Raw genomic sequence first — 25,039 nt, forward strand, 5'->3', positions numbered from 1 at the left:
TGTGCAATCACCGATAAAACCGACAAGAGGCGATGCAATGAGCAACCCGACCAAAGCCAGGAAAAGCGACAGTAGCGTCGATGCGTGGGCCATTTTGTTCCTGATCATTCTCGTTGTAGGAACAGCGGTCTTCTGGGTCAGCCATCAGTAAATCAGCGTTCCGGGCCTTTCTTCCAGGGCCCGGATAGCTCGAGTCGGTGCCCGGCCTGGCGCCATCACACCCCGGCCAGATACAACACCAGTTTGACGATGGCAAACAGCGTCAGGCCAAACACGGCTGTAAACAAAACGCCGAGAATCACGAAGTGGCTGGGTTTGCCGTGGGTAAAGTCCCTTTCCCGGTTCTTGCCGCTTTGCACGCCGAACGCCGCTGCCATGACGCTGTGCAACATCTGCCAGAAACTCGGCGGTTTGTTGTCGACTGGATCGTCCATAAATCCCTCTGCGAAAAATCGTCCCCCGAAGCATAGTCAATCGCTGTGGTCACGGATGCCACGTTACAACTTTTGCGCACGGGATATAGCCATGTACCGCCGGACAGCGCGGCGTCAGTGATGTGCTGTCGCTCCATTTACAGGAGCGATGTATGTCCACCGATTCAGACGTTTCGACCGTAACCGAGCGCCCCCTCAAACCTGCGGCGTCCGAGAGCCTCCACGCACCTTGGCTCGAATCCGTGATGCCGCATTGGCTGATTCAGGCGCCGGTGCACAGGAAAACCGAGCTCAAGCAGGCGCAGACAGTGTTCCCGCGCTGGTACACGCAAGCGACGCCGGCCCAGCGTCAGGTGGTCAATACCAGCTACAGGATGAGTTTTATTGCACAGACGAGGCTGGACCGCTCCATGTCCACCTTCAAAGACATCGAAACCTTCGCCCGGCCGCTCCTGGCGCAGGCGCTGAAACACCGCTATCAGGTCGCCGTGGATCTGGATAACACGCTGTTGTGCCTCAGGCGGCCAATACGCGCTGGCATTCTCGGCGAGGAAATCGGTTCATTCGAGGCATTGACGCTGCCGATGCTCCAGGCCGCTTTGCACAACTTCGAAAGTGATGAGTGTGCTTATGGCGCCTTTCACAGCAGCTCTGGCTTCGCAACCGCGACCGCCGTAAAAGGTGCCCTCAAGGCTGTTCCGGTGAATGTGTCGGTCAGGAACTACCTGAACCTGTGCCGCGAACTGGATATCGGTGCCCGGTACCAGGCTTATCTGACAAGGTTTTTCCATCCGGTCGATCCGGCCGCGGAAGCGAAGTTGCGCCGGCACTTCATCGCCAGTCAGAAAACGGCCATGCGCGCGGCAGCCGAGCGCGCACTGTTGACCAAGGATATTCAACCTGAGGATCACGCGATGATCCTTTCGGTGATCAAAGGCAACAGGCACCCCCGGATCGGCGACAAGCAGGTGTGGTTTCAAGACCTGGGCTTGATGCGGCACCGGCTGGTCGGATGTGTGGTGTTCAAGATCGCGCAAAAGTATGGCCCGGTCGACGCGGTAATTCTGTACGTCCCCAACGATCCCGAACACCCGCTCAAGCGCTATACCGGCACGCAAATGCAGGACACCTTCAAGCGCCTGTTGAGTGCTCGCGATGCGCAACAGGCGGACAGCACGGCCCCTACGTCCTATCAACGATTCTTCAGTCAGTTCTTCCCATATGAGAAGCGTGCGTATTACTTCAGCCAATTCGTAAAGTCTGCAGACGGCGCATCGGATTGGCTGTCGTCACCGTGGCGCAAGATTCTGCAGACAACGTTGATTTTTGTAGAGATCTGGAAGACTTCACCGAAATATCAAAAAATGGTCCCGGATACCGATCCTTACGTGGCAGTTTCGTTGATGCCGCACCTTCAGGTATATCCTTGGGCGAGGAATAGCGACCTCTGGGCGTACTTGTACGAAAAACATCGTGACAAGCTAATCAACGACGCTCGTGGTCACGCGGTACCTACCGCCGACGTCGACGCCAAGGCGCGCGATGCCAAGCTGTCCGGGCTGCTGCAATTTGGTCTGCTGGCGCTGAACATGGCGTCCATGTTCGTTCCGGTACTGGGCGAAATCATGCTGGTTGTCATGACGGCCCAGTTGCTCTACGAAACTGTCGAAGGCGTGATCGAGTGGAGCGAGGGGGATAAACACGCCGCCAGGGCGCATCTTGTCGACGTTGCTGAAAACCTTGCGCAGATCGGTGCGATGGCCGCCGCAGGAGCAACATTCAATCGGGTGACAGCCGTTAAACCGGAGCCTGTGATCGAAGATCTGCACCCGGTGACGCTGCCTGATGGCAAGAGGCGCCTGTGGCGGCCGACCTTGCGCGGCTATGAACAAGCGCTCATCCCCGGCAAGTTGTCGCGGCCCGACGCGGCGGGGCAGTACCGCGTCGCCGGCACAACCTGGATACGCCAGGGCGGCAGGCTCTATGAGCAGACGTTTGACCGCTCCAGCGGGCACTGGCGGTTGAAACATCCCACCGACTCTCTGGCTTACCAACCGTTGCTCAGCCATAACGGCCACGGTGCCTGGCGCCTGAGCCTGGAACAGCCCATGGCGTGGGATCGCTTGACCCTGCTGCGACGCATCGGGCACCTCACCGATGGTTACTCCGATGACACCTTGCTGGCGCTGGCCGATATCAGCGGTATCAGCGATGGCGCCCTGCGCAAAATGCATCTGAATCAGTTGCCCCCGCCCCCTGAACTGCGAGACGCCATGCGCCTGTTCGATGCCGATGCACAGGCGAGGCAAATGGTCGAGCAATTGCGCGGAGCCAGGCCCATCGACGAGCACTACCTGTATGCAGTCCCGCTGGTCACCGAGATGCCCCGTTGGCCCGCCGATCGGGTTCTGGAGATGACAGCTGATCCGCACGGAGCAGGGCCGTCCATCCGCTATGGTGCGCAGAATACGCTGCCCGGTTTGGGCCACAAGCCCGCTATCCGCCTGACACGTTCGCAAGTGTTGAACGGGGAAATGCCGGCGCGGATTCTGGCTGCGTTGGAAGAGCAGGAAATCAACTATCTGCTGGGACGCACGGCTGCCCAATTTCGCCCGGCACGGCCCGATGAGTTCGGCAAACAACTCGCCGAGTACGCCTATACGCGTCAACCGGCGATTTTTGACAGTCTTTATCGGGGTACCGAATCGTCGAGTGCGCCCGTGCGCCTGTTGCAGCGTGAATGTCCCGGTCTCAGCGACGTGGCGGCCCAGGATGTGATCGAGCATGCTTCGACGCACGAGCTGGCCCGAATGGATGCGACCGGGCGTTCCCCTTTGAGAATGCTGGAAGAGGCTCGCTGGCATGTCCGCCATGGCCGCCAGGCCCGCGCATTTGCCGGTTTGCACAGCGAAAACCTGGCGTCGGCGGACAGTCGGCGACTGGCTTTGCACGCGCTGGAACAATTGTCTGGCTGGCCGCACTCGCTGCGTCTGGAAATTCGCGAGGGGAGCGTGACTGGCACCTTGCTCGACAGCATCGGCGAGCCGATGGCGCCGGTTAGACGCTATCTGGTGAAAAACGGACCCTTCTATCAAGCGTTCAATGATCACGCCCAGGCATTGAACAGAGTCTCGAGGGTCCAGGACAGCTTTTACAGTTCGCTCATGCACGCGTTGCCTGAGGACACAGGTTCATCAATCGGATTGTCTGTCGGCAACGCCCATGGTGAGCTGCAACAGAAAATTATCGAATCGGCCCACCGTCATCGAGCCGAAGCTGCGCGATTGCTGTCACCGGCTGCAAAGTGGTTCAAACCGCCGGTACGCGTGGGCGCGCGACTGCTGGGTTATTACGCCAGTGGCCGTGGTACAGGCCTCAATCCATCCCTCGAATCACGCATTGCGCATCTATACCCCGAGTCGCGTCAGGCACGGGCATTTCTCGCCCGGCAACACGGCCAGAGTGAAACGCAGATTCAGCTCGAACTGGAATCTCGCCGCCAGGATTGGGACGCGTTGAACGTTGCACTTGAGCGATGGCAGGCAGCGCCGAGTGATAGCCGCATTGCAACGCACAGGGCGCAACTGGCACAGACACTGCGAGAGACATGGCGTAATGGTCCCTTGGAGGGGCAGGCGGCGGAGGCGGCCCGCCTGACAATCCATTGCGACACGCCATTGCCCGAGCTGAGTACAGGCTTTCCCCACGTGCGCGAACTGGCCATCACCGGCATCGGCATAACCGACGCCAATGCGGACGGGTTTCTGGCGGCGTTCCCGAATGTCACTGATTTATGGCTCGGTGAATTGAGGCGCTATGGCCAGACACCTGTCACCCGACCGCTTAGCACATTGCCAGAGGCGGTTGAGCGGCTGCCCGGGCTGAGACGTCTGCGTTTCTCTACCGATGCGCCATTGCTCGCGGAAAGCTTTGCGCGAAGGCTGGGTGGACTGACTTCGCTGGAGGAACTGCGCATCGACTATCACGGATTCGATTCCACCACCTTGCATGGTCTTGACCTGCAATCGCTGACACGACTGCGCAGATTACGCATCGATGCGCCCCACGCGTTATGGCGGTGGCCAGCATACGTTGAACGACTTGAGCAGCTCAGACGCCTTGACCTCACGCACACCTTGATTGAAACCTTGCCCGACTCGCTCTACAGCGGCCATGAAAGACTCTGGGCCGGGCTATCGCTGGATTGGTCGCGTGTCACCCCAGCGACGTTCCGTCGGGCCTATGAGTTTGTCAGCCGCCGCTCCGGCCCGCGCGGCCACCTGCTCGATGTGCATCAGATGGTCAGTGACTATTGCCGCGCCGAACTCGATAGCATGGCCGTCGCCCCGGATAGCGCCGACCCTTTGCCGCAGGCATTCAATGCAGCCTGGTCAACACCGTCGGCAAGGGTGGCGGCGATCGAGCAGCTTCGGGCCGAACATGAGGCCATCTTCGCCGCGTTTTATCCGCCATCCCCGCGCCAGGGATCACGCTATGCAGCGCCCGCGCGGCGTTGGTCGACAGGGGCCAGCGCGGACCTGTTGCATACGCTGAAAAGCAGCTGGCAGGGTGCGATTCGTCAGCGCTATGGCCTGTCTGCCGACGTTGAGCGCTTTAGCTTCGTCGAGCTGCCCGGCGCCACCACCGGTGTCGAGCTTCCTTCGTTGCCGGCCGGCAGTTTCGCCCATGTGCGCACGCTGCGTCTGGGAGGGCTGAACGTGCCCTCCGGCCAGGCGCGGGATTTTATTCGCGCCTTCAGTCATATCGAGACGCTTGAACTGCGGGGATGCATGTTCACCGAGCTACCTTTTGCAGCGCAGGCGTTGCCCGCGCTGCGTCGGCTCGACGTGTCCGGTAACAGAATCACGGTGACGGCAATGGTCCAGCGCCAACTCAATGCGCTGCCACAACTGGTACGACTGAACCTGAGTCATAACCCGCTGGGGCGACTCGATGCCACGGCTTTGAGCGGGCTCGAGGCCTTGAATCTGAGATCGACGGATTTGCTGGCCTGGCCCACCGGGGCGGAAACTCTGCCACGGCTGTCATGGCTCGATTTACGAGACAACCGGATCGCGTCCCTGTCGCCGCAAGCGCTGGCGCATCCTGACGCATTGATGAGGACGAATCTGTCGGGCAACGCCTTCAGTGCCGACGGTGAGGCAGCTTTTCACGCGGCGCTGCAGCGCATCGAGCAGCAGCGGGGGTTGGGCCAGGGCACGTTGTCTCGCTTCGCCGCAGAGCCGGTGCCTGAGCATTTTCCGCCTTTGGAAACCGGCGGTTCGTTCAGTGATCTGCTCCTGCCACTCCCGCAGCCGGCGCCTGTCAGTTCAGGCGCTTCGGGGCATCTGCAGCGGTTGGCGGTGATCCTCAATCGCGAACGAGCGCAACGTAGCCTGCTGGTGCTGCGAACACGGGCCTTGAATGACGCTCAGATCGATGCGCAGATCAGCCAATGGCATCTGAGCTGCGAGGCGCTGACCCGTCAGTTGAACGATTGGCTCTATACCAGGGAAGTACGAACGAACACTGTCCTGGTCAGTGCGCAAGTGCGTTCGCTGGTGGCCCGGCGAATCAGCGAGACCTGGCGCGACACCCTGACCCAGCACCCCGGCGGCGATGGCCTGGAGCTCGAATTGGCAGGATTGCAGACCGGAGAACTGCCGACGCTTGTGGTGCAGTTTCCGGGCGTGACGACGCTCGATCTGAGCGGTGCAGGGATCACGGCGCGGGGGAGCGCGGGTTTTCTCGACGGTTTTCCTGACCTCGAGACCTTGTATCTGAGTGGTAACGAATTGGGCGCGGTGCCCGCGCCGGTGCTGCACATGCGTCATCTCACGCGCCTGGACATGCAGTATTGCAGCTTGCGCAGTGCGACGAGTGTTTACCCTTTGCTGGGCAACTCGCGGCTGCGCACGCTGGATTTGAGTTACAACGAACTTCGTGTTTTCAATCCGCCCGATTATGGCGTGATCGAGTCTCTGGATCTGCGCTACAACCAACTGAGCGAATGGCCTGACGGTGTGTTGCGGGCGCCCGGGTTGCAGGCCCTGAACCTCAGCGGTAACGCAATCGCGGAAATCCCCGCGGCGCTTTTCGATGGCGATCATTCGGGTCTGATCGCAGGCACGGATCTGTCAGAAAATCGCAGTTTGTCGCTTTCTGCATTGCAAGACCTCAGGCGTTACAGCCGCGAGCGCGCCATACCGCATGTGCTGGGCATGACGCGCGCGCAGATTGAGACGATGATCAACCGTCAGGTGTTCGGTGATCTGTTCGGGATTCCTGAAGACGGTGCTCCAACCGAGCACGCTGGCGGCGTTGTCGACGATCCCCATGCGCAGGTATTTCCCGCCGAGAAAGTTTTTGATCCAGCCAACGATGTTGCGCCACGCTCACGCGATCCGTGGCTTGTGGACAGCGATCCGCAGTTGGTTGCACGCAGAACCGAGCTCTGGGCGCAATTGGCGCAAGAGCCGAATCACGAGCGGTTTTTCCAGTTGCTGCGCTTGTTGCTCGATACGCAGGACTACAGGCTGGTGCGAGGCGATCTGACGCAAAGAGTCTGGCGTGTCATGGAGGCCGCTGAGGAAAATACCGAACTGCGGCAACTGTTGTTTCAGGGCGCCGAGACCCACGGCACCTGCCCGGACGGGCGGATACTGACATTCAGTGATTTGGAAGTGCGGGTCGCGGTCTATCACCAATTGCGTGACATTCCGTTGAATCGAATGGCGTCCAGAGGTCGGGCGCTGCTGCGTCTGTCGCGGCAACTGTTTCGCCTGGATCGCGTCGAGACGCTGGCTGAAGCCGCCGGACTCGGTATGGATCGTGCGGAAGTGCGCCTTAAATATCGCATCGGTTTGACGGGCGGCTGGGGCGACGGTGTCGATTTACCGGGCCAACCCGCGTCGATGATTTATGACGTCCCGCTGAGTGATGAACTGCTGGAGTACACCCGCGCCTCGATTCTTGAGGCAGAGGGCACCGATGCGCTGTCCGTAAGCATGGCAGAGCGCGACTACTGGATCTCTTACCTGCAAGATCTCCACCCACAAGAGATGGCCGCGCTGGACGTTGCGGTTGACGAGCGACGCCAGCAACTGTGGGACCAGCTCAATCAGCGTCTCGCCCGCAATGAATTGAGTTCCGAGGAATACGACCTTGAGCTGAACAGGTTGGGCAAGGCCATGGACGTGCTGCGCACACAGAAACGCGCCGAGCTGACCCGCCGGGTGATCAGCGAGCTGAACAGCTTCGCCGGGGAATCCGAACAACCCGGCCGCCTGCCACCAACATCCGGTTCCTGAGGGCACCTTGCTAAGGCGGTCCGAGGCAGGCCAAGTCACATCCGCTTACCACTGCTGGTTGCGCAATACCCGGATAACGCAGAAGCGATAACGCGACATGGTTTGCTGAGCGCTCCATCAACAAGGAGTGACCATGATCGCTATTTCCCCAAAACCCGTGTCGACGCAGCCTGCGTCGACCGATCAGCCGGCAGAGGCCAGTCAGTCAGTAAAGCTCGTTGCCACGCAAAGCCTGCACGGCGAGTTTCTCGAAGCTTCGATCCCGCAATGGTTGACCGACGCTTCGCGGCAACGGCGCGAAGCCTTCAAGGCGGTTGCGACAGCATTGCCAGCCTGGTATCAGGATGCGACGCCGGCCCAGCGCAAAACCGTGGACGACACGTTCAAGGCCAGTGTCATCGCCCAGAACAGTCTCGACAAGTGCATGGCGAAACTTCAGGACGTCGAGACGTTTGCCCGGCCATTAGTCATCAAAGCGCTGAAAGACAAACACTCGCTGGATATCGATGTCGACAAAACGCTGCTGTGTCTGCGCCGCCCGGTGGAGATGGGTATCCAGCAAATCGAACTGGCCTCATTCGAGGTGCTCAAGCTAACGCTGCTGGAAGCCGCACTGCACAACTTCGAAGCTGGCGAATGCGAAGGGACCTACCATTCGAGCTCTGGTTTTGTGGTGGCAGGGTCCACGGCGCAGACGTTCGACCATGTGAGCATCGGTATTTCGGTCAGCCAGTTTCTGCACCTTTGCCGCGATCTGGATGTCGGCCAGCGGTACCAGACTTACCTGCAAGGATTCTTTCATCCTGAGGAAGCGGTGGCAGAGGCAGTGCTTGCCGAACGCTTCATCGCCGCGCAGAAGGCGACGCTGCGCGCTGCGGCCGAGCAAGCGCTGTTGCAAAAGGATATCGAGGCGGCGGATCACGCGATGATCGTCTCGGTGATTGACGGCGAGATGCATCCCTGGATGGGGAAAAAACAGGTCTGGTTCAAGGACCTGGGGTTGATGAAAAAAAGACTCACCGGCTGCGTCGCGTTCGTCATCTGCGAGAAATACCGCTACACCGACGAACTGATTCTTTACATCCCGCACGATCCTGAACATCCGCTCAAGCGCTACACGTTCCAGCAGATGCGCGACGAGCTCAAACGCTTGCTCACTGCACGCGACGCTTTGCAACAGACGGGCGCGGAGCCCACCGCCTACCAGCGCTTTCTCAGCCAGTTCCTGCCTTATGACCAGCGTCCCGAGTATTTCAGCCAGTTCAGGCAAAAGGCGCCTGACTCACCCGGCGATGGCTGGGATCTGCTGCGCTCGCCATGGCTGTCGGTGCTGCAGGGCTTCACCGCCGGCTCGGCGTTCACCCGCATTCAGCAGGTACCGCCCGAACGCCAGGTCAAATGGGAGCCAGTGGCGGACCCTTACATCGCACCGTCCACCCTGGGACGCAAGGGGCAGGGACTTTGGGCTCCCAACGAGGACCTGTGGCAATACCTCTATAGCCAGAACCGCACCAAGCTGATCGATGATGCCCGAAGCCATGCGGTACCGACTGCCGAGGTAGACGCGCGAGCAAGGGACGCCAAACTGGCTCATCTGATGCAACTTGGCATGCTCGGTCTGAACATGGTCTCGATGTTCGTGCCTGTGTTGGGCGAAGTGATGATGGTGGTGATGGCCGGGCAACTGCTCTATGAAACGCTTGAGGGCGCAATCGAATGGGCCGAGGGCGATCGGCGGGCGGCCAAGGATCATTTGATCGATGTGGCGGAAAACCTTGCGCAGATTGCGCTGATGGCCGGTGTGGGCGCCGCAGTAAGGAAAATCTCAAGCGCCAAAGCCGTGCCGGTCATTGAAAGTCTGCATCCGGTGAAGTTGCCCAACGGCGAAACCCGGCTGTGGAAACCCGACCTGAGCGCTTACGAGTCAGCTGTCGCACTGCCTGTCAGTCCCGGGCCAAACAGTGCCGGCCAGCACGTGCTTGAGGGTAAAACCTATATTCGCCAGAGCGGCAAGGTCTATGAGCAGTTTTTCGATGAATCGATCGGCAAATGGCGGATCAGCCATCCGACCGACATCAACGCCTGGCAGCCGGTGCTCCACAGCAATGGAAGCGGTGCCTGGCGCCATACTCTGGAACGTCCGCAGGATTGGGATCGTCTGACCCTGTTGCGGCGCATCGGCCATGCAACCGAAGCTTTTTCCGATGCACAGCTGATCAAGGCTGCCGATATCAGCGGTGTCAGTGAAGCCGCGCTGCGCAAGATGCACATTGATTCTTCGCTGCCACCACCGGAACTGACCCAAGCCATGCGCATGATGCAAGCAGATGGCAACGCGGCACTGGTTGTCGAGCAGTTGCGCGGGACAAAACCGATCGATGAACTGTACCTCTACGCGTTGCCGCTGATCACCGAAATGCCGCGCTGGCCGGAGAACCGGGTGCTGGAAGTCTTCGACGGCGAGCAATTGTCCGGCAAGTTCGTCAGGTATGGCTCCGCGCGGCGGTTCCGCGATGTCGGCGTCAAGCCACCCATTCAGATATCGCGGGCCGATATCTTCAGCGGTGAACTGCCAGCACGTATTCTCGCAGGGCTGGACGAGTCAGAAATCACTCGGCTCCTCGGCGAGCAGGGGGCACGCGTGCGCGATGGCCGACCGGCAGAATTTGGCAAGCAGATCGCCGACTACGCCAACACCCGCCAGCCGGCGATCTACGACAGCATTCATTCGGGCACCGACCCCGTCGATCCGCAGGTTGCGCGCTTGCAGAAGGCCTGCCCGGGACTCAGTAAACCGGCGGCGCAAACGGTACTGGCGCATGGTCGACCCGATGATCTTCAGCGACTCGGCTCAGGGCAACGAGTACCGCTGCGCCTGTTGGAGGAGGCCCGCTGGTACGCGCGGCAAAGTCGACAGGTAGCGGCATATGCCGGTCTGCGCAGCGAAAACGTCGCGTCTGCGGACAGCCGGCGCCTGGCGTTGCACACGCTGGAGCAATTGGCGGGTTGGCCCGACAGCCTTCGCATTGAAGTACGCGAAGGCCACGACGCCGGCATGCTGCTCGACAGCATCGGCAGTGAAACCGCCAGCGAGAAAAAATACCTGATCAAAACAGGCGTTCAGTTTCAGGCTTTCAACGAGCGCGGTGAGGCACTCAACAGCCTGCCTCGCAACGGCGACAATTTTTACTCGTCGATCATGCATGCCCTGCCTGATGATGCGCGCCGCAGCCTCGGTGTCCCTGAGGTCGGGCAGTCCGCAGAGTTGCAAGCAAAGATCATCGATCACGCCGACCAGCACCAGGCCGATGCACCCGCGTTGCTGGCGCCTCAGGTCAAGTGGATAAAACCGCCGGTGCGGGTGAACGCTACCTTGATCGGTTATCCCGCCAGTGGACGCGGCGCCGGATTGGCACCGAACCTGCTGGCTCACGTGCAGGATATCTACCCGCAATTGAGCGACGAACAGGCTCGTGGCTTCCTCCTTGACCAGTATCGGGCAGGAAAAAACGACCGGGCCATTTTCGAGCTGTTGCAATCACGTCGGCGTGAGTGGGAACAGCTCAATGCGACGCTGGATGAATGGGCGGGGACAGCAACGGCGGCGCCCTGGGAACGCTCCGGAACAAATTACAAGTTTCGCACCGCGCAAGCGCTGAAAACCTGCTGGCGCAACGCTTTGTCCACTGGGGTCGCGGGTGCCGATCAACTGTCGATTCTCACCTACGATCCTCTGCCAGAGATGACCGTCGACTTTGCTCACGTGCGTGAACTGTCGATTGGCGGCGGAGGTTTGACCGACGCCAACGCCGATGCCTTCCTGACGCGATTTGCCAATATCGAAAAGTTGTCGCTGGGGGAGCGGGGCAGTCTGTTCGGCACCTACATGGAGCACGAGCAGTCACTGACGACCTTGCCCCTGAGCGTGACTCGCATGTCCGCGTTGAAAAAGCTCAAGTTCCGAACGCCAGCGCGGGTGATGGCTGCCGATCTGTCGACAAGATTGCGTAGCCTGACCGCGGTTGAGGAGCTTCATCTCGATTTTCCCGGCGGCGCAGGCAGCCCGCCCGAGCTGGACCTGGCTCCCCTTGAACGACTGAAGAAACTCAAGATTGAAGCGCCGGGCCTGACGCAGTGGCCGGCTTATGTGGAACAACTGCCTGAGCTGGAGCGTCTGGATCTGACGCAGACTGCCATCGCATCCCTTCCACAGACCCTTTATGTCGGGCACGAGAGACTCTGGGCCGGTTTGTCCCTGGACTGGTCGAGGTTCTCCCACGGAGCGTTCAAACCGGCTTACGACTATGTGAAAAACTACATGGGGGAATGGGGGCATCTGGTTGATCTGGACTTGATGGTCCGCCGCTACTGCGCCGGGGAACTGCAGTTTCTGACGGGTGAGGCCGGCCGTCTCAACCCGTTACCTCAGCGCATCATGAGTCTGTGGAACACACCGGAGACCCGACTTGGAGCCGTGGAGATTCTGCGCGTGGAGCACAGCGCAATTTTCCGCCAGTTCTACGAGGCCAGCGCATCCGCAGAGTTGCGTACGGCGACGCCGGCAGCGCGCTGGCAAGCGCCGCCCAATGCCCGGGTGGTTCGTGCACTGGAAAAAAACTGGCGCGCGGCCATACGCCGGCGTTATCGCTTGAACGATGACGTTCGTCCCTTCAATGCTGAGGACTGGATATCCGCCAGCGATCTGGACGACGCCAGCATGTTTGAACTGGTTGACACCGCCTGGGCGCTGGGCGCGGAGTCGGTGAGTGAGCTGCCGCAATTGCCGGCCGGTACGTTTGCTCATGTACAGCGGGTTCGGCTGGACCGCTTGACTGTGCCGGTCGAACAGATCCGCGGCTTTCTCCAGGCGTTCAGTGGCGCCACAAGCCTGGAGGTCACCGCCTGCGGATTGACCGAAGTGCCGGTGCGGCCAGCCGATTTGCCCCGGCTCACACAGCTGGACCTGTCTTTCAACCGAATCGCCGTGACCCCCGAGGTGCAAGGTCAATTCGACGCGCTGAGCAATCTCGAACATCTCAATGCCCGCCTCAATCGGCTGGACACACTGGACGTTTCTCGCCTGACCGGGCTCAGGACGCTGAACCTCAGCTCAAACGGGCTCAATGTGTGGCCGAAGGGGGCGGAGAACCTGGCGCATTTGCAAGCAATGGATTTGCGGCATAACACCATCGGCTCGCTCCCCGATCACGTGCTTGCCGACAACGCTGTGCTGCTCAAGACCCGGCTGCTGGACAACCGCTTCAGTGTCAGCGGCGAAGCGAGCCTAAAGGCGGCGCAGCGACGGATCGAAATGACCTTGGGTTTGCCCGAAGGGGCGCTGCAACGGTTTGAATCGCAAGCGCCGTCGTTACCCGCCGGTTCCAGCGGTTCCAGCGGTGCCACGCCTGACACGGCACTCAATCGCGCTGCTCATCTCTTGCCACTGCCATCTGCCTCGGTCATTCAGCAAGGCACCGACATGCATCGCGCAGTGCTGGAAATCTTTCCGTCACTGTCGCTTGAAAAGGCCCAGGCCAGCGTTGAGCGTTTACGCACTGAAGGCCTATCCCCTGAGCAAATGGTCGGCAGACTGAATCAGTGGCGAGCAAGTAACGAGGCGTTGACGCGTGAGTTGAACGGCTGGATCTTCAACCCGGCGCAAGGGGCTGGTGAAGGGGCGTCGTCAACAAGATTCTTTGATGCCTCCAGGATCCGCGCTTGCTGGCGGGACGGGCTCACCGGCCATACCGAATCCGCCGGACGCACGCTGAGCCTGTCAGCGGGCGGCTTGGGTGATTTGCCTGCGCTGTCGAACGTGTTTTCCCATGTGCGGACGCTGGACCTGACCGGGGCCAAATTTTCCGTCGAGAGTTTCAACCTCTTCTGCCCGGCGTTTCCTGAGTTGACCACGCTGATGCTCAATGGCACGGGCCTGGCACGCCTGCCGGAAGCTGTCGGCAGTCTGAGCCGGCTCGAACGGCTGGAATTGAGCGGCAATCGCCTGGCCGTGGCGCAATCGGTGTATCAGCACGCGAGCGGGGCGCGGCTGCGCTGGCTCGACCTCAGTCACAATCAGCTGGAAGAATTCAACGCCGCAACCTTCAGCAGTCTGCAAACCCTCAACCTCGGCCAGAACGGCCTGGATTTCTGGCCTGAAGGCGTGCTTGAACTGGCGCATCTGCAAAGGCTGGACCTGTCGGGCAACAACATCATGATTTTCCCGGACCGGCTGTTGGGCGGCAATCATGAGGCGCTCGTGGCAGGCACCGATCTGTCGGAGAACTCGCTGTCGCTTAACGCATTGGAGCAGATCAGGGACTACAGCGTCGCGCATGGCGGCAGTGACGTGCTGGGCTACACGCCGGAGTCCTTGCAGCGCTTGATCGCCGAGCGTACGAGCGACTCGGAAAGCGATAGCGGATCCGAATCGGATTCGGATCGGGGTTCGGACCCCGACTCCGATAGCGACGATGGTGATGATCCGCGTGGCGGAGGCGGTGGCGGTAGCAGTAGCAGGCCCGTGGATATGCATGCCGGTGTGGAGGCTGCGGAGGTGATTGCCAATCCGGCGCAGGACGTGGCGGCGCCGGCGATGGATATATGGATGACCTATACGCATGCAGATGCGCGTGCAGCGCGGCAAGCGCTATGGCTGCAATTGGCTCGACAGGCCAACCATGAGGCGTTCTTTCATTTGCTCTCGACCTTGCCCGACACCCTGGAATTCAGGTTTGCCGGTGCCGATCTGACCCACCGGGTCTGGCAAGTGATCCAGGCTGCCACGGAAAACGCTGAACTGCGCGAGCTGTTGTTTTTCAACGCCGAAACCCACGGCACGTGCCCCGATGGCCGGATCCTGTCGTTCAGCGAACTGGAAACCCGCGTCTATGAATACAACGCTCTGCGCGACATTCCGCGGCATCGTCAGCTGCAACGCGGCAGAGCGCTGCTTGATCTGACTCGACGGCTGTTTCGCCTGGAAAGGGTGGATCGACTGGCCGAAGCCGCCGCCAGGAACAAGGATCGCGCGGAAGTCCGCCTGCAATACCGCATCGCCATGACACGCGGCTGGCCGGACGACCTGGAGTTGCCGGCGCAACCCGAACACATGTTGTACGCCTCACCGATTCGCGGGCGACGATTGCTCAATGCGCGTGCCTCGGTTCTCGCGGACGAGGCATCACCCATGTTTCTGGAGGATCTGATTGCGCGGGACTACTGGATCCGCTATCTGCAGGATCGCCACGCCGAGGCGTTCGAGGCACTTGAACGCGACGCTACCAGGCGGCACGAAGCGGTCGAGGATGCCTACCCGGACAGAGAAAACAGCGATTATCTGGACGCGATGAGGGTGCTTGAAATCGAACTGGCGGATGCGCGTATCGAGAAACTCAAGGATTTGACTCGCACAGAGCTGGAGAGCCTGGCGTCGCAGGATGCGGGAGCGTCGCCATCGGCCCCGTCGTCACCGAAACCCGGGCCTTCGTGGCGCCGCGACTGAGTGATCGACCTGACCTGGGAGCAGCGCGCTCCCAGGTCAGGTCGACTCAGCTGTCGTAACCCAGATTTGGCGCCAGCCAACGCTCGGTCACGCTCAGGTCCTGGCCTTTGCGCGCGGTGTAGCTCTGCACTTGATCCTTGTCGATCTTGCCCACCGCAAAGTACTGCGCCTGCGGATGGGCGAAGTACCAGCCGCTGACCGCAGCGGCGGGGAACATTGCGTAGTGTTCGGTGAGGAACACGCCACTGCGCCCGGCGCGCATTTCCGCAGCCTCTGGATCGAGCAGGGTGAACAGCGCGGCTTTCTCGGTGTGATCCGGGCAGGCCGGGTAGCCGGGAGCAGGGCGGATGCCACGGTATTGCTCTTTGATCAGCGCATCGTTATCCAGGGTCTCGTCCTTGGCGTAACCCCAGTGTTCTTTGCGCACCTGCTGGTGCAGCCACTCGGCGCAGGCTTCGGCCAAGCGGTCGGCGAGGGCCTTGACCATGATCGAGTTATAGTCGTCGCCCGCGTCCTGATAGGCCTTGGCCACTTCTTCGGCGCCGATGCCAGCGGTGGTGATAAAGCCGCCGACATAGTCGGTGACTTCGCTGTCCTTCGGCGCCACGAAGTCGGCGAGGCAGAAGTTCGGCTTGCCGTCGGTCTTGATGATCTGCTGACGCAAGTGATGCAGCTTGGCCAGCGGCTTGCCGGTGTCGTCGTACAGCTCGATGTCGTCTTCGTTGACCTGATTGGCCGGCCAGAAACCGAACACGGCACGGGCGCTGATCAGTTTTTCGTCGATCAGCTTGGCGAGCATTTCCTGCGCGTCCTTGTACAGCGCAGTGGCGGCTTCACCGACCACTTCGTCTTCGAGGATGCGCGGGAACTTGCCGGCCAGGTCCCAGGAAATGAAGAACGGTGTCCAGTCGATGTATTCGGCCAGTACCTTCAAATCGATGTTGTCGAGCACCTTGCTGCCGGTGAAGGTCGGTTTGACTGGCTGATAATTGGCCCAGTCGAATTGCGGCTTCTTCGCGATCGCGGCGGCGTAGCTCAGGCGTTCGGTACGGGCGCTGCGATTGGACGTACGCTCGCGCACATCGATGTATTCCAGGCGGGTCTTCTCGACGAAACCGGCCTTGAGTTCCTTGGATAACAACTGTGTCGCCACGCCTACGGCGCGCGAGGCGTCGGTCACGTAGACCACGGCATCGTTGCTGTACTTTGGCTCGATCTTCACCGCGGTGTGCGCTTTCGACGTCGTCGCGCCACCGATCATCAGTGGCAGATGGAAGTCCTGACGCTGCATTTCGCGGGCAACGTGGACCATCTCGTCCAGCGACGGGGTGATCAGGCCGGAGAGGCCGATGATGTCGCACTTTTCTTCTTTGGCAACCTGCAGGATCTTCTCGGCCGGAACCATCACGCCTAAGTCGACAATGTCATAGCCATTGCAACCAAGCACCACGCCGACGATGTTCTTGCCGATGTCGTGCACGTCGCCCTTGACCGTAGCCATGAGGATCTTGCCCTTGGCTTCCGGCTTGTCGCCTTTCTCCAGTTCGATGAACGGGATCAAGTGCGCCACGGCCTGCTTCATCACGCGCGCGGATTTCACCACCTGCGGGAGGAACATTTTGCCAGCGCCGAACAGGTCGCCGACGATGTTCATGCCGGACATCAATGGGCCTTCGATCACTTCGATCGGCCGCGCAAACGACTGGCGGGATTCTTCGGTGTCTTCGACGATGTGCGTGGTGATGCCCTTGACCAGCGCGTGTTCCAGACGCTTGTTGACGTCCCAGTTGCGCCATTCTTCGGTCTCGGCTTCCTTGACGCTGCCGTCGCCCTTGTACTTGTCGGCGATGGCGAGGAGGGCGTCGGTGCCATCCGGGGTGCGGTTGAGAATCACGTCTTCAACAGCGTCGCGCAGCTCCACCGGGATCTGATCGTAGATCTCCAGCTGGCCGGCATTGACGATGCCCATGGTCAGCCCGGCGCGGATGGCGTAGAGCAGGAACACCGAGTGAATCGCCTCACGCACCGGGTTGTTGCCACGGAACGAGAACGACACGTTGGACACGCCGCCGGAGCTCAGCGCGTACGGCAGCTCGTCGCGGATGTAGGCGCAGGCATTGATGAAGTCGACGGCGTAGTTGTTGTGCTCTTCGATGCCGGTAGCGACGGCGAAGATGTTCGGGTCGAAGATGATGTCTTCCGGCGGGAAGCCGACTTCGTTGACCAGAATGTCGTAGGAGCGTTTGCAGATTTCCTTTTTGCGCGCTTCGGTGTCGGCCTGGCCAGCTTCGTCGAAGGCCATCACCACCACCGCAGCGCCGTAGCGCTTGCACAGCTTGGCGTGATGGATGAACTGCTCGACGCCTTCTTTCATGCTGATCGAGTTGACGATGCCCTTGCCCTGGATGCACTTGAGGCCGGCTTCGATGACTTCCCATTTCGACGAGTCGATCATGATCGGCACGCGCGAGATATCCGGTTCGCCGGCGATCAGATTGAGGAAGGTGACCATGGCCTTCTTCGAATCGAGCATGCCCTCGTCCATGTTGATGTCGATGATCTGCGCGCCGGCCTCAACCTGCTGCAGCGCGACTTCGAGGGCTTCGGTGTAGTTGTCTTCACGGATCAGGCGGGCGAATTTTGCCGAACCGGTGATGTTGGTGCGCTCGCCGACGTTGACGAACAGCGAGCTGCGATCAATGGTGAACGGCTCCAGACCGGAGAGGCGGCAGGCCTTGGGAATGTCCGGAATCTGACGTGGCGCGTAACCGGCCACGGCTTTGGCGATGGCTTCGATGTGGCCCGGCGTGGTGCCGCAGCAGCCGCCGACGATGTTGAGGAAACCGCTCTGGGCGAATTCCTCGATGACTTTGGCGGTTTGCGACGGCAGTTCGTCGTACTCGCCGAATTCATTCGGCAGGCCGGCGTTCGGGTGCGCGGATACGTGGGTGCTGGCCTTGTTCGACAGCTCTTCCAGGTACGGGCGCAGTTCGCTGGCGCCGAGGGCGCAGTTCAAGCCCACGGAAATCGGCTTGGCGTGGGCCACGGAGTTCCAGAACGCCTCGGTGGTCTGGCCGGACAGGGTACGACCGGAGGCGTCGGTGATGGTCCCGGAAATCATGATCGGCAGTTCGATGTGCAGCTCCTCGAACACGCCCTGCACGGCGAAGATCGCGGCTTTGGCGTTGAGGGTGTCGAAAATGGTTTCGATCAGAATCAGGTCGGCGCCGCCCTCGATCAGGCCTTTGGTGGCTTCGGTGTAGTTTTCCACCAACTCATCGAAGGTGACGTTGCGGTAGCCGGGATTGTTGACGTCGGGCGACAGCGAGCAGGTGCGGCTGGTCGGGCCGAGCACGCCGGCAACGAAGCGCGGCTTGGCCGGGTTTTCGGCGGTCTTGGCGTCGGCAATCTTGCGCGCCAGACGTGCGCCTTCTACGTTTAACTCGTACGCCAGCTCTTCCATGCCGTAATCGGCCATGGAAATGCGCGTGGCGTTGAAAGTGTTGGTTTCGAGAATGTCGGCGCCGGCGTCCAGATAGGCTTTTTCGATACCGCCGATCACGTCCGGACGGGTGATCACCAGCAGGTCGTTGTTGCCCTTGACGTCACTCGGCCAGTCCGCGAAGCGCTTGCCGCGATAATCCTGTTCTTCGAGCTTGTAGCTCTGGATCATCGTGCCCATCCCGCCGTCAAGAATCAGGATGCGCTCTTTGAGGGCTTGCTTGAGAGCTTGAAGGCGGACGCTGCGATCGGACATGTGGACTACTCGAAAAAGACCATTACGAAGGAGCGGGATCATAGCAAACCTGTGCGCTTTTGGAGCATGTGCAGCTTTTGCATGAATATCGCTCATGTTGGTACGAGCGTCATAACGGTAGAATCGCAGCCTTTTTTTATCATCGAGATCAGCAACATGCCGCACCGCTTCATCAGTTTATGGTTGCTGGTCCTGAGCGGGAGCGTTGCGGCGCAAGATCCTGCCATTTCTTCTTCCATCTCCTACACCCGCGATATCCAACCGATCTTCACCGAGAAGTGCGTAGCCTGCCATGCCTGCTATGACTCGGCCTGTCAGCTCAATCTGGGCAGTGGCGAAGGCGCTGCTCGTGGCGCGAGCAAGATGCCCGTGTACGACGGCGAACGCACTCAGGCAGCACCGACCACGCGCCTGTTTTACGATGCCTTCGGCAAGCGCGCCTGGCAGCAGAAAGACTTCTATTCGGTGCTCGACGCCCAGGGCAGTCAGGCTGCGCTGATGGCACGCATGCTTGAACTCGGCCACAAGACGCCGCTGACGCCGAACGCCAAGCTGCCCGAAGACATTGTCCTGGGGCTCAATCGCAACAATCTATGCGCAATGCCTGCGGAGTTCGACGGATATGCCGGCGCGCACCCGAAAGAGGGCATGCCGCTGGCGGTCACTGGCCTGACCGACCAGCAATACCAGACCCTGCAGCGCTGGCTGGCGTCTGGCGCGCCGATCGACGAACAGAGCCTGGCGCCGAGTGCCAAAGAGGCCATGCAGATCCTGCAGTGGGAAAACCTGCTCAATGCTCCCGGTGCGCGGCAGAGTCTGGTGGGGCGCTGGTTGTTCGAACACTGGTATCTGGCGCACATTTATTTCAAGGACGGCGAGCCGGGGCATTATTTCCAGTGGGTGCGTTCGCGCACGCCGAGCGGCCAGCCGATCGACCTGATCGCCACGCGCCGCCCCAACGACGACCCGGGCACGCAGGTGTATTACCGCTTGTGGCCGGTGCAAGGGGTGATCGTGCACAAGACGCACATCACTTATCCGCTGAGCGCGGCGAAAATGGCGCGGATCAAGAGCCTGTTCTACAACGGCAACTGGCAGGTCAATGCGCTGCCGGGTTACGGCCCGCAAAGCCGTGCCAATCCGTTTGCCACTTTCGAGGCGATTCCGGCGCAGGCGCGCTATCAGTTCATGCTCGATAACGCCGAATACTTCGTCCGCACCTTCATTCGTGGGCCGGTGTGCCGTGGGCAGATCGCGACCGACGTGATCCGCGACAACTTCTGGGCGCTGTTCCAGGCCCCGGAGCATGACCTCTACATCACCGACCCGAACTACCGTGGCCAGGCCACGCCGCTGCTGGCGATGCCGGGGCAGAACGACGATGTCGGCAGCGTGCTCAGCCTGTGGCGCAACTACCGCGACAAGCGCAACGAATACGAAGCCTTGCGCCGCGACAGCTACGCCGATCTGCCGGCGCCGAGCTGGTCGACGCTGTGGGCCGGCAACGACAACGCCTTGCTGAGCATTTTCCGCCACTTCGACAGCGCTTCGGTGACCAAGGGGCTTATCGGTGAGGTGCCGCAAACCATGTGGCTGTTCGACTATCCGCTGCTGGAACGCACCTACTACCAGCTCGCGGTCAATTTCGACGTGTTCGGCAACGTCTCCCATCAGGCGCAGACCCGTCTGTATTTCGACCTGATCCGTAACGGCGCCGAGCAGAACTTCCTGCGCCTGATGCCCGCCGACTCACGTGAGGATTACCTCAACGATTGGTACCAGGACGGCGGCCAATTCAAGATGTGGCTCGATTACGAGGCCATCGATGACGACAAACCGACCGCATTGAAGCTCGACGAGAAAGACCCGAAACACGATTTCGCCATGCAGTTGCTGGCGCGCTACGGTGATCTGAACGCGCGGCCAGACCCGATCAATCGCTGCGACGGCGCTTATTGCTCGCGACCGAATATAGATCCGGCGTTGCAGAACGCCGAGCAGGCCCTGAGCCGTCTGGCCTCGCGACCGGCCGCAGGGTTGAAAGTCATCGACCAGATGCCCGAAGCGACCTTGCTGCGTGTCGAAACCGCCAGCGGCAAGCGCGAGGTCTACAGCGTGCTGCGCAACCGCGCGCACAGCAACGTGGCGTTTTTGCTCGGTGAGTCACTGCGCTATCAACCGGGTCTCGACACCTTGACGATCTATCCGGGCGTGCTCACCAGTTACCCGAACTTCATGTTCAACGTACCGGCCGAGCAGGTGCCAGCGTTTGTCGATGCCATGGAGAATGCCAGGGATGCCAATCGGTTCGACAAGATCGTCGAACGCTGGGGCATTCGTCGCAGTCATCCGCAGTTCTGGCTGTATTTCCACGATCTGAGCCAGTACATACACGAAACCGATCCGGTGGAAGAGGGTGTGCTGGATATGAACCGGTACGAGAACCTTTGAGCATTCGCAGGCATATGCCGGGATTCTTTCCCGACAAAAATACTAGGACTTTGTCAGCCGCGCCGATTGGCGTAAACTGCGCCCAAGCCTGCGAGGAGTTTTTATGACCGCTATTACCATTACCGACGCCGCCCATGATTACCTGGCCGATCTGCTCTCCAAGCAGAACACCCCGGGCATCGGCATCCGTGTCTTCATCACCCAGCCTGGCACCCAGTACGCCGAAACCTGCATTGCCTACTGCAAGCCGGGCGAAGAGAAACCTGAAGATACCGCGCTGGGGCTGAAAAGCTTCACCGCTTACATCGATTCCTTCAGCGAAGCGTTTCTTGACGACGCCGTTGTCGACTATGCCACCGACCGTATGGGCGGCCAGCTGACCATCAAGGCGCCAAATGCCAAGGTGCCGATGGTCAATGCCGACAGCCCGGTCAACGAGCGCATCAACTACTACCTGCAAACCGAGATTAACCCGGGGCTGGCCAGCCACGGCGGTCAGGTCAGCCTGATCGATGTGGTCGAGGACGGCATTGCCGTGTTGCAGTTCGGTGGCGGTTGCCAGGGCTGCGGCCAGGCTGACGTGACCTTGAAGGAAGGCATCGAGCGTACTCTGCTCGAGCGCATCCCGGAGCTCAAGGGCGTTCGCGACGTGACCGATCACACGCAGAAAGAAAACGCCTACTACTAAGGCGTTCGCTGCGAACATGAAAAACGGCGCCCCGTGAGCGCCGTTTTTTTATGCCTGTGGCTTGATCATGCACACGCTCCGCGTGGGCATGCAGCCCGGGACGCTCCGCGTTCCACTCACGGTCGGTACAAATGCGCATGCCCGGCGCGATACAACGAAGACTCGCTGAACACCTCGCTGCCCAGCACCCGCCCGACCAGAATCAGCGCCGTACGCCGAAACCCCTTGGCCTCGACCTTTGCGGCAATGTCCGCCAGTGTACCGACGACCCAGTCCTGATCTGGCCATGTCGCGCGGTGAATCACGGCAATCGGACAGTCCGCGCCGTAATGCGGCAGCAATTCAACCAAAATCTTTTCCAGATGATTGACCCCCAAATGAATGGCCATGGTCGCGCCATGTTGCGCCAGGCTGGCCAGCTCTTCGCCGGCGGGCATCGCGGTCTTGTCGGCGTAACGGGTCAGAATCACGCTTTGCGAGATATCCGGCAGAGTGAGCTCGGCGCCCAGCAGCGCTGCGCATGCTGCCGTCGCGGTCACGCCCGGAATGATCTCGAAAGGAATGCTCAGCTCACGCAAGTAGCGGATCTGCTCACCGATCGCGCCGTACAGACTTGGGTCTCCGGAATGCACACGGGCCACATCCTGGCCTTGGGCATGGGCAGTTTTGATCAGATCGATGATCTGTTCCAGATGCAGTTCAGCGCTGTTGACCACGGTTTCGGCCTGATGACCTTCCAGCACCGCGGCAGGTACCAGCGAGCCGGCATAAATGATCACCGGGCAGCTGCGAATCAGCCGTTGGCCTTTGACGGTGATGAGTTCAGGGTCGCCGGGGCCGGCGCCGATGAAGTAGACGGTCATCGTTGAATCCTTGTGAAGAGGCGCAGCCCCACGGCAGATGAAGCGTGCTCATGATCGATGGCGGGGATTATCGGGATTTTATGCAGCGCCGGCCAATGCCAGCGTGGCCTGCGCATATTTCTGCCGGGGAATCAGCAGTTTCGCCGGCGCCTGAATCAACTGCTCGGCCAGCGCCAGCGCGGCGCTTTCCGCCACGCCGTAGCAGCCGGTGCGTTCAAAGGCGATCTGCGATTGATGGCTGAGGCGCTGTTGATAGGGCGCCAGTTCGGCACTGTTGAAATACTGCAGGGGCAGGTTCAATTGTGTGGCCAGTTCCAGCAACCCCGGTTCGTCGCGCTTGAGGTCGATACTCGCCAAAGCCTTGACCGCTCGCAGCTCGATGCGGTGCGCCTGCAACGCTTGATCGAGTAATGCACGCAACGTACTGGCCGGGCAGCCACGCTGGCAGCCGAGGCCGACCACGAAGGTCGGCGCTGCGCGGTCATCGGTCATGCCTGATATGGGCCTGCGCTTTTGCGCCGGAACAACCATGCACTGATCAGGCCCAAGGCCAGCCAGAACGCGACGTTGGTCAGCTGCGAAGCGATTTTGAACTGGGTTTCCAGTGCCTCTGGGGCAAGCATCGAATGCACCTGGGGTTGCGGCGCGCCGATCACATGCGGCACGGCGAGAATCGCCACACCGAGAAGCTTCATCAGCCAGTGGCGGCTGAAGGCGATCAGTGCCAGGCCGACGGCGGTCGAAGCGGCAGTGCCGATCCACCAGATCTGCCGCGAAGCCAGATCGGCAGCCGCAGTGCCCGGCAATTCAGGTGGCAGGCCCAAGGTCGGCGCAAGAACGAACGTGGCGTAACCGGCCAGACCCCAGAGCAGCCCTTGCGAGGTCTTGGTCGGCGCGCGCAAGGTGTATAGGCCGGCGAGCATCAGGGCGAAACCCACCGCCACCACCAGATTGCCGCCAGTGGTCGAGACCACGCGCTGCCAGCCGTCTTCCGGCTCCCAGGCTTCGCCATCATGGCTGTGGGCGGCGGTGCCGGCGGCGTGTTCGTGGACTTGCGCGACCGGTTCGGACTTCTCGAAGGTTTCGGCCTGCAGAATCAGTGGCGATACCCAGAAACTCTGTAGCAAAGTCAGGAGCAGGGCGGCCAGCAAGCCGGTGAAGCCTGCGGTTTGCGCGATACGCTTGATCATTTCGGCAGGCCTCAGTGGCACGGGAACGCGGCGCTGTGGCGGGTATCGTGGGCGGCGTTGTGCACCGCTTCGATGTGCGAGAAGCCGGCGAACCAGACCAGACTGGCACCGAGGATCGAGGCGAAGAGGGCGGCGGCGACGCGTTGGCCGAGTGTGGTGCTGCTGGAGATGTGGTCAGTGTGGCTGACTGTATTGCTGATGATCGACATAGCGCTTCCCTCTGAAATGTCAGCGGGTAAACAGAGCGCATGAAAATCCCTGCGAGCCGGGCACGCAGGGATTTCGAACAGCGCCCGCCCACCGCGGGTTTGTTTGTGGTCAGCCGCGCTTGCGCGCGCTGGGTGTTGCGGGCCGGTCTCCGGGCTTGCGAGGGGTTGGCACGAGGCCGACCTGCAAGCATCACCTTCCCATGCCGGGGCACAGTGGATCTGACGCTTCGCTCGCTTACCGTTGCGGGGGCAGCACCGGACTGACATGGCTTTGAGTAAAGCACATGATTCACCGGTTTCCCGTTTCACCCTGTGAAGGGCACCCGTAACAAGGTGGGCAGGAGAACATGGGTTTGGGTTTTTAGTCAATTTCCGGGGAGTTTTCGGTGCTGCGGTGGGGGCATTTTCTGATGTTTTTGTGTGTGTATCCGTTGCTGCGGGTGTTGCTGATTACGGTTTCGCCCTTACGGCGAGGCACTTTTTCCAGACGCCGAAAAAGTACCCAAAAAGGCTTGCTCCTACGTTCGGCCCTCGCAGGCTCGGGTTCCTTCGCTGCGGGACTGATCCGGGCGCAGCGGCTCCGGTTTGCTTCGCTGCACCTCCTTCCGCTGTGTTCGACTGCGTCGAACGGTCGCT

The 25,039-nt window shown here is 60.7% G+C and carries 10 protein-coding genes and 1 riboswitch; of the genes, 4 read left to right on the forward strand and 6 right to left on the reverse strand.

Annotated elements, in window-relative coordinates; all coding sequences use genetic code 11:
* Positions 1-215: 215 nt before the first annotated feature.
* Complete coding sequence (locus tag D8U60_RS09260) at positions 216-434, reverse strand: DUF2970 domain-containing protein (protein WP_016774481.1); 219 nt, start codon at positions 432-434, stop codon at positions 216-218.
* Positions 435-586: 152 nt separating this feature from the next.
* Here D8U60_RS09260 and D8U60_RS09265 point away from each other — a divergent pair, with 152 nt between their 5' ends.
* A complete protein-coding gene (locus D8U60_RS09265; protein ID WP_130899973.1) occupies positions 587-7,744 on the forward strand; it encodes a DUF6543 domain-containing protein in 7,158 nt (2,385 codons plus the stop codon).
* Positions 7,745-7,877: 133 nt separating this feature from the next.
* A complete protein-coding gene (locus D8U60_RS09270; RefSeq protein WP_130899974.1) occupies positions 7,878-15,245 on the forward strand; it encodes a DUF6543 domain-containing protein in 7,368 nt (2,455 codons plus the stop codon).
* A gap of 46 nt (positions 15,246-15,291) precedes the next feature.
* Here the strand turns inward: D8U60_RS09270 and metH are convergent, their stop codons facing one another.
* Positions 15,292-19,002, reverse strand: coding sequence for a methionine synthase (gene metH, locus D8U60_RS09275; RefSeq protein ID WP_024012732.1), 3,711 nt, complete (start codon positions 19,000-19,002; stop codon positions 15,292-15,294).
* Between the two features lie 156 nt (positions 19,003-19,158).
* On the opposite strand from metH, the gene D8U60_RS09280 reads away from it, so the two are divergent.
* Positions 19,159-21,453: a fatty acid cis/trans isomerase gene (locus D8U60_RS09280; protein WP_051600701.1), complete on the forward strand. Its 2,295-nt coding sequence runs from the start codon at positions 19,159-19,161 to the stop codon at positions 21,451-21,453.
* Between the two features lie 103 nt (positions 21,454-21,556).
* Positions 21,557-22,141 carry a Fe-S biogenesis protein NfuA gene (gene nfuA, locus D8U60_RS09285; RefSeq protein WP_003225494.1) on the forward strand — a complete coding sequence of 195 codons (585 nt, stop codon included), beginning with the start codon at positions 21,557-21,559 and terminating at the stop codon, positions 22,139-22,141.
* A 116-nt stretch (positions 22,142-22,257) separates the two neighbouring features.
* Here the strand turns inward: nfuA and cobM are convergent, their stop codons facing one another.
* The 4 genes from cobM to D8U60_RS09305 form a co-directional block, all read right to left on the reverse strand.
* A complete protein-coding gene (gene cobM / locus D8U60_RS09290; protein WP_130899975.1) occupies positions 22,258-23,004 on the reverse strand; it encodes a precorrin-4 C(11)-methyltransferase in 747 nt (248 codons plus the stop codon).
* A gap of 78 nt (positions 23,005-23,082) precedes the next feature.
* Positions 23,083-23,496, reverse strand: a complete 414-nt coding sequence (locus tag D8U60_RS09295) for a cobalamin biosynthesis protein (RefSeq protein ID WP_056785220.1) — start codon at positions 23,494-23,496, stop codon at positions 23,083-23,085.
* The gene (locus tag D8U60_RS09300; protein ID WP_056785224.1) at positions 23,493-24,194 is read right to left on the reverse strand and encodes a CbtA family protein; all 702 of its coding nucleotides are present in this window, start codon (positions 24,192-24,194) and stop codon (positions 23,493-23,495) included. The genes D8U60_RS09295 and D8U60_RS09300 overlap by 4 nt, the downstream gene beginning before the upstream one ends.
* Before the next feature lie 11 nt (positions 24,195-24,205).
* Complete coding sequence (locus D8U60_RS09305) at positions 24,206-24,403, reverse strand: CbtB domain-containing protein (protein ID WP_016774486.1); 198 nt, start codon at positions 24,401-24,403, stop codon at positions 24,206-24,208.
* Between the two features lie 122 nt (positions 24,404-24,525).
* Positions 24,526-24,745: riboswitch (cobalamin riboswitch) on the reverse strand.
* Between the last annotated feature and the right edge of the window lie 294 nt (positions 24,746-25,039).

The organism is Pseudomonas sp. Sample_11 (assembly GCF_004307505.1).
Classification (GTDB): Bacteria; Pseudomonadota; Gammaproteobacteria; order Pseudomonadales; family Pseudomonadaceae; genus Aquipseudomonas; species Aquipseudomonas atacamensis.

Coding starts and splice junctions, on each gene's coding strand:
- D8U60_RS09260 (WP_016774481.1), bottom strand. CDS start 434: ATGGACGATCCAGTCGACAACAAACCGCCGAGTTTCTGGCAGATGTTG.
- D8U60_RS09265 (WP_130899973.1), top strand. CDS start 587: ATGTCCACCGATTCAGACGTTTCGACCGTAACCGAGCGCCCCCTCAAA.
- D8U60_RS09270 (WP_130899974.1), top strand. CDS start 7,878: ATGATCGCTATTTCCCCAAAACCCGTGTCGACGCAGCCTGCGTCGACC.
- metH (WP_024012732.1), bottom strand. CDS start 19,002: ATGTCCGATCGCAGCGTCCGCCTTCAAGCTCTCAAGCAAGCCCTCAAA.
- D8U60_RS09280 (WP_051600701.1), top strand. CDS start 19,159: ATGCCGCACCGCTTCATCAGTTTATGGTTGCTGGTCCTGAGCGGGAGC.
- nfuA (WP_003225494.1), top strand. CDS start 21,557: ATGACCGCTATTACCATTACCGACGCCGCCCATGATTACCTGGCCGAT.
- cobM (WP_130899975.1), bottom strand. CDS start 23,004: ATGACCGTCTACTTCATCGGCGCCGGCCCCGGCGACCCTGAACTCATC.
- D8U60_RS09295 (WP_056785220.1), bottom strand. CDS start 23,496: ATGACCGATGACCGCGCAGCGCCGACCTTCGTGGTCGGCCTCGGCTGC.
- D8U60_RS09300 (WP_056785224.1), bottom strand. CDS start 24,194: ATGATCAAGCGTATCGCGCAAACCGCAGGCTTCACCGGCTTGCTGGCC.
- D8U60_RS09305 (WP_016774486.1), bottom strand. CDS start 24,403: ATGTCGATCATCAGCAATACAGTCAGCCACACTGACCACATCTCCAGC.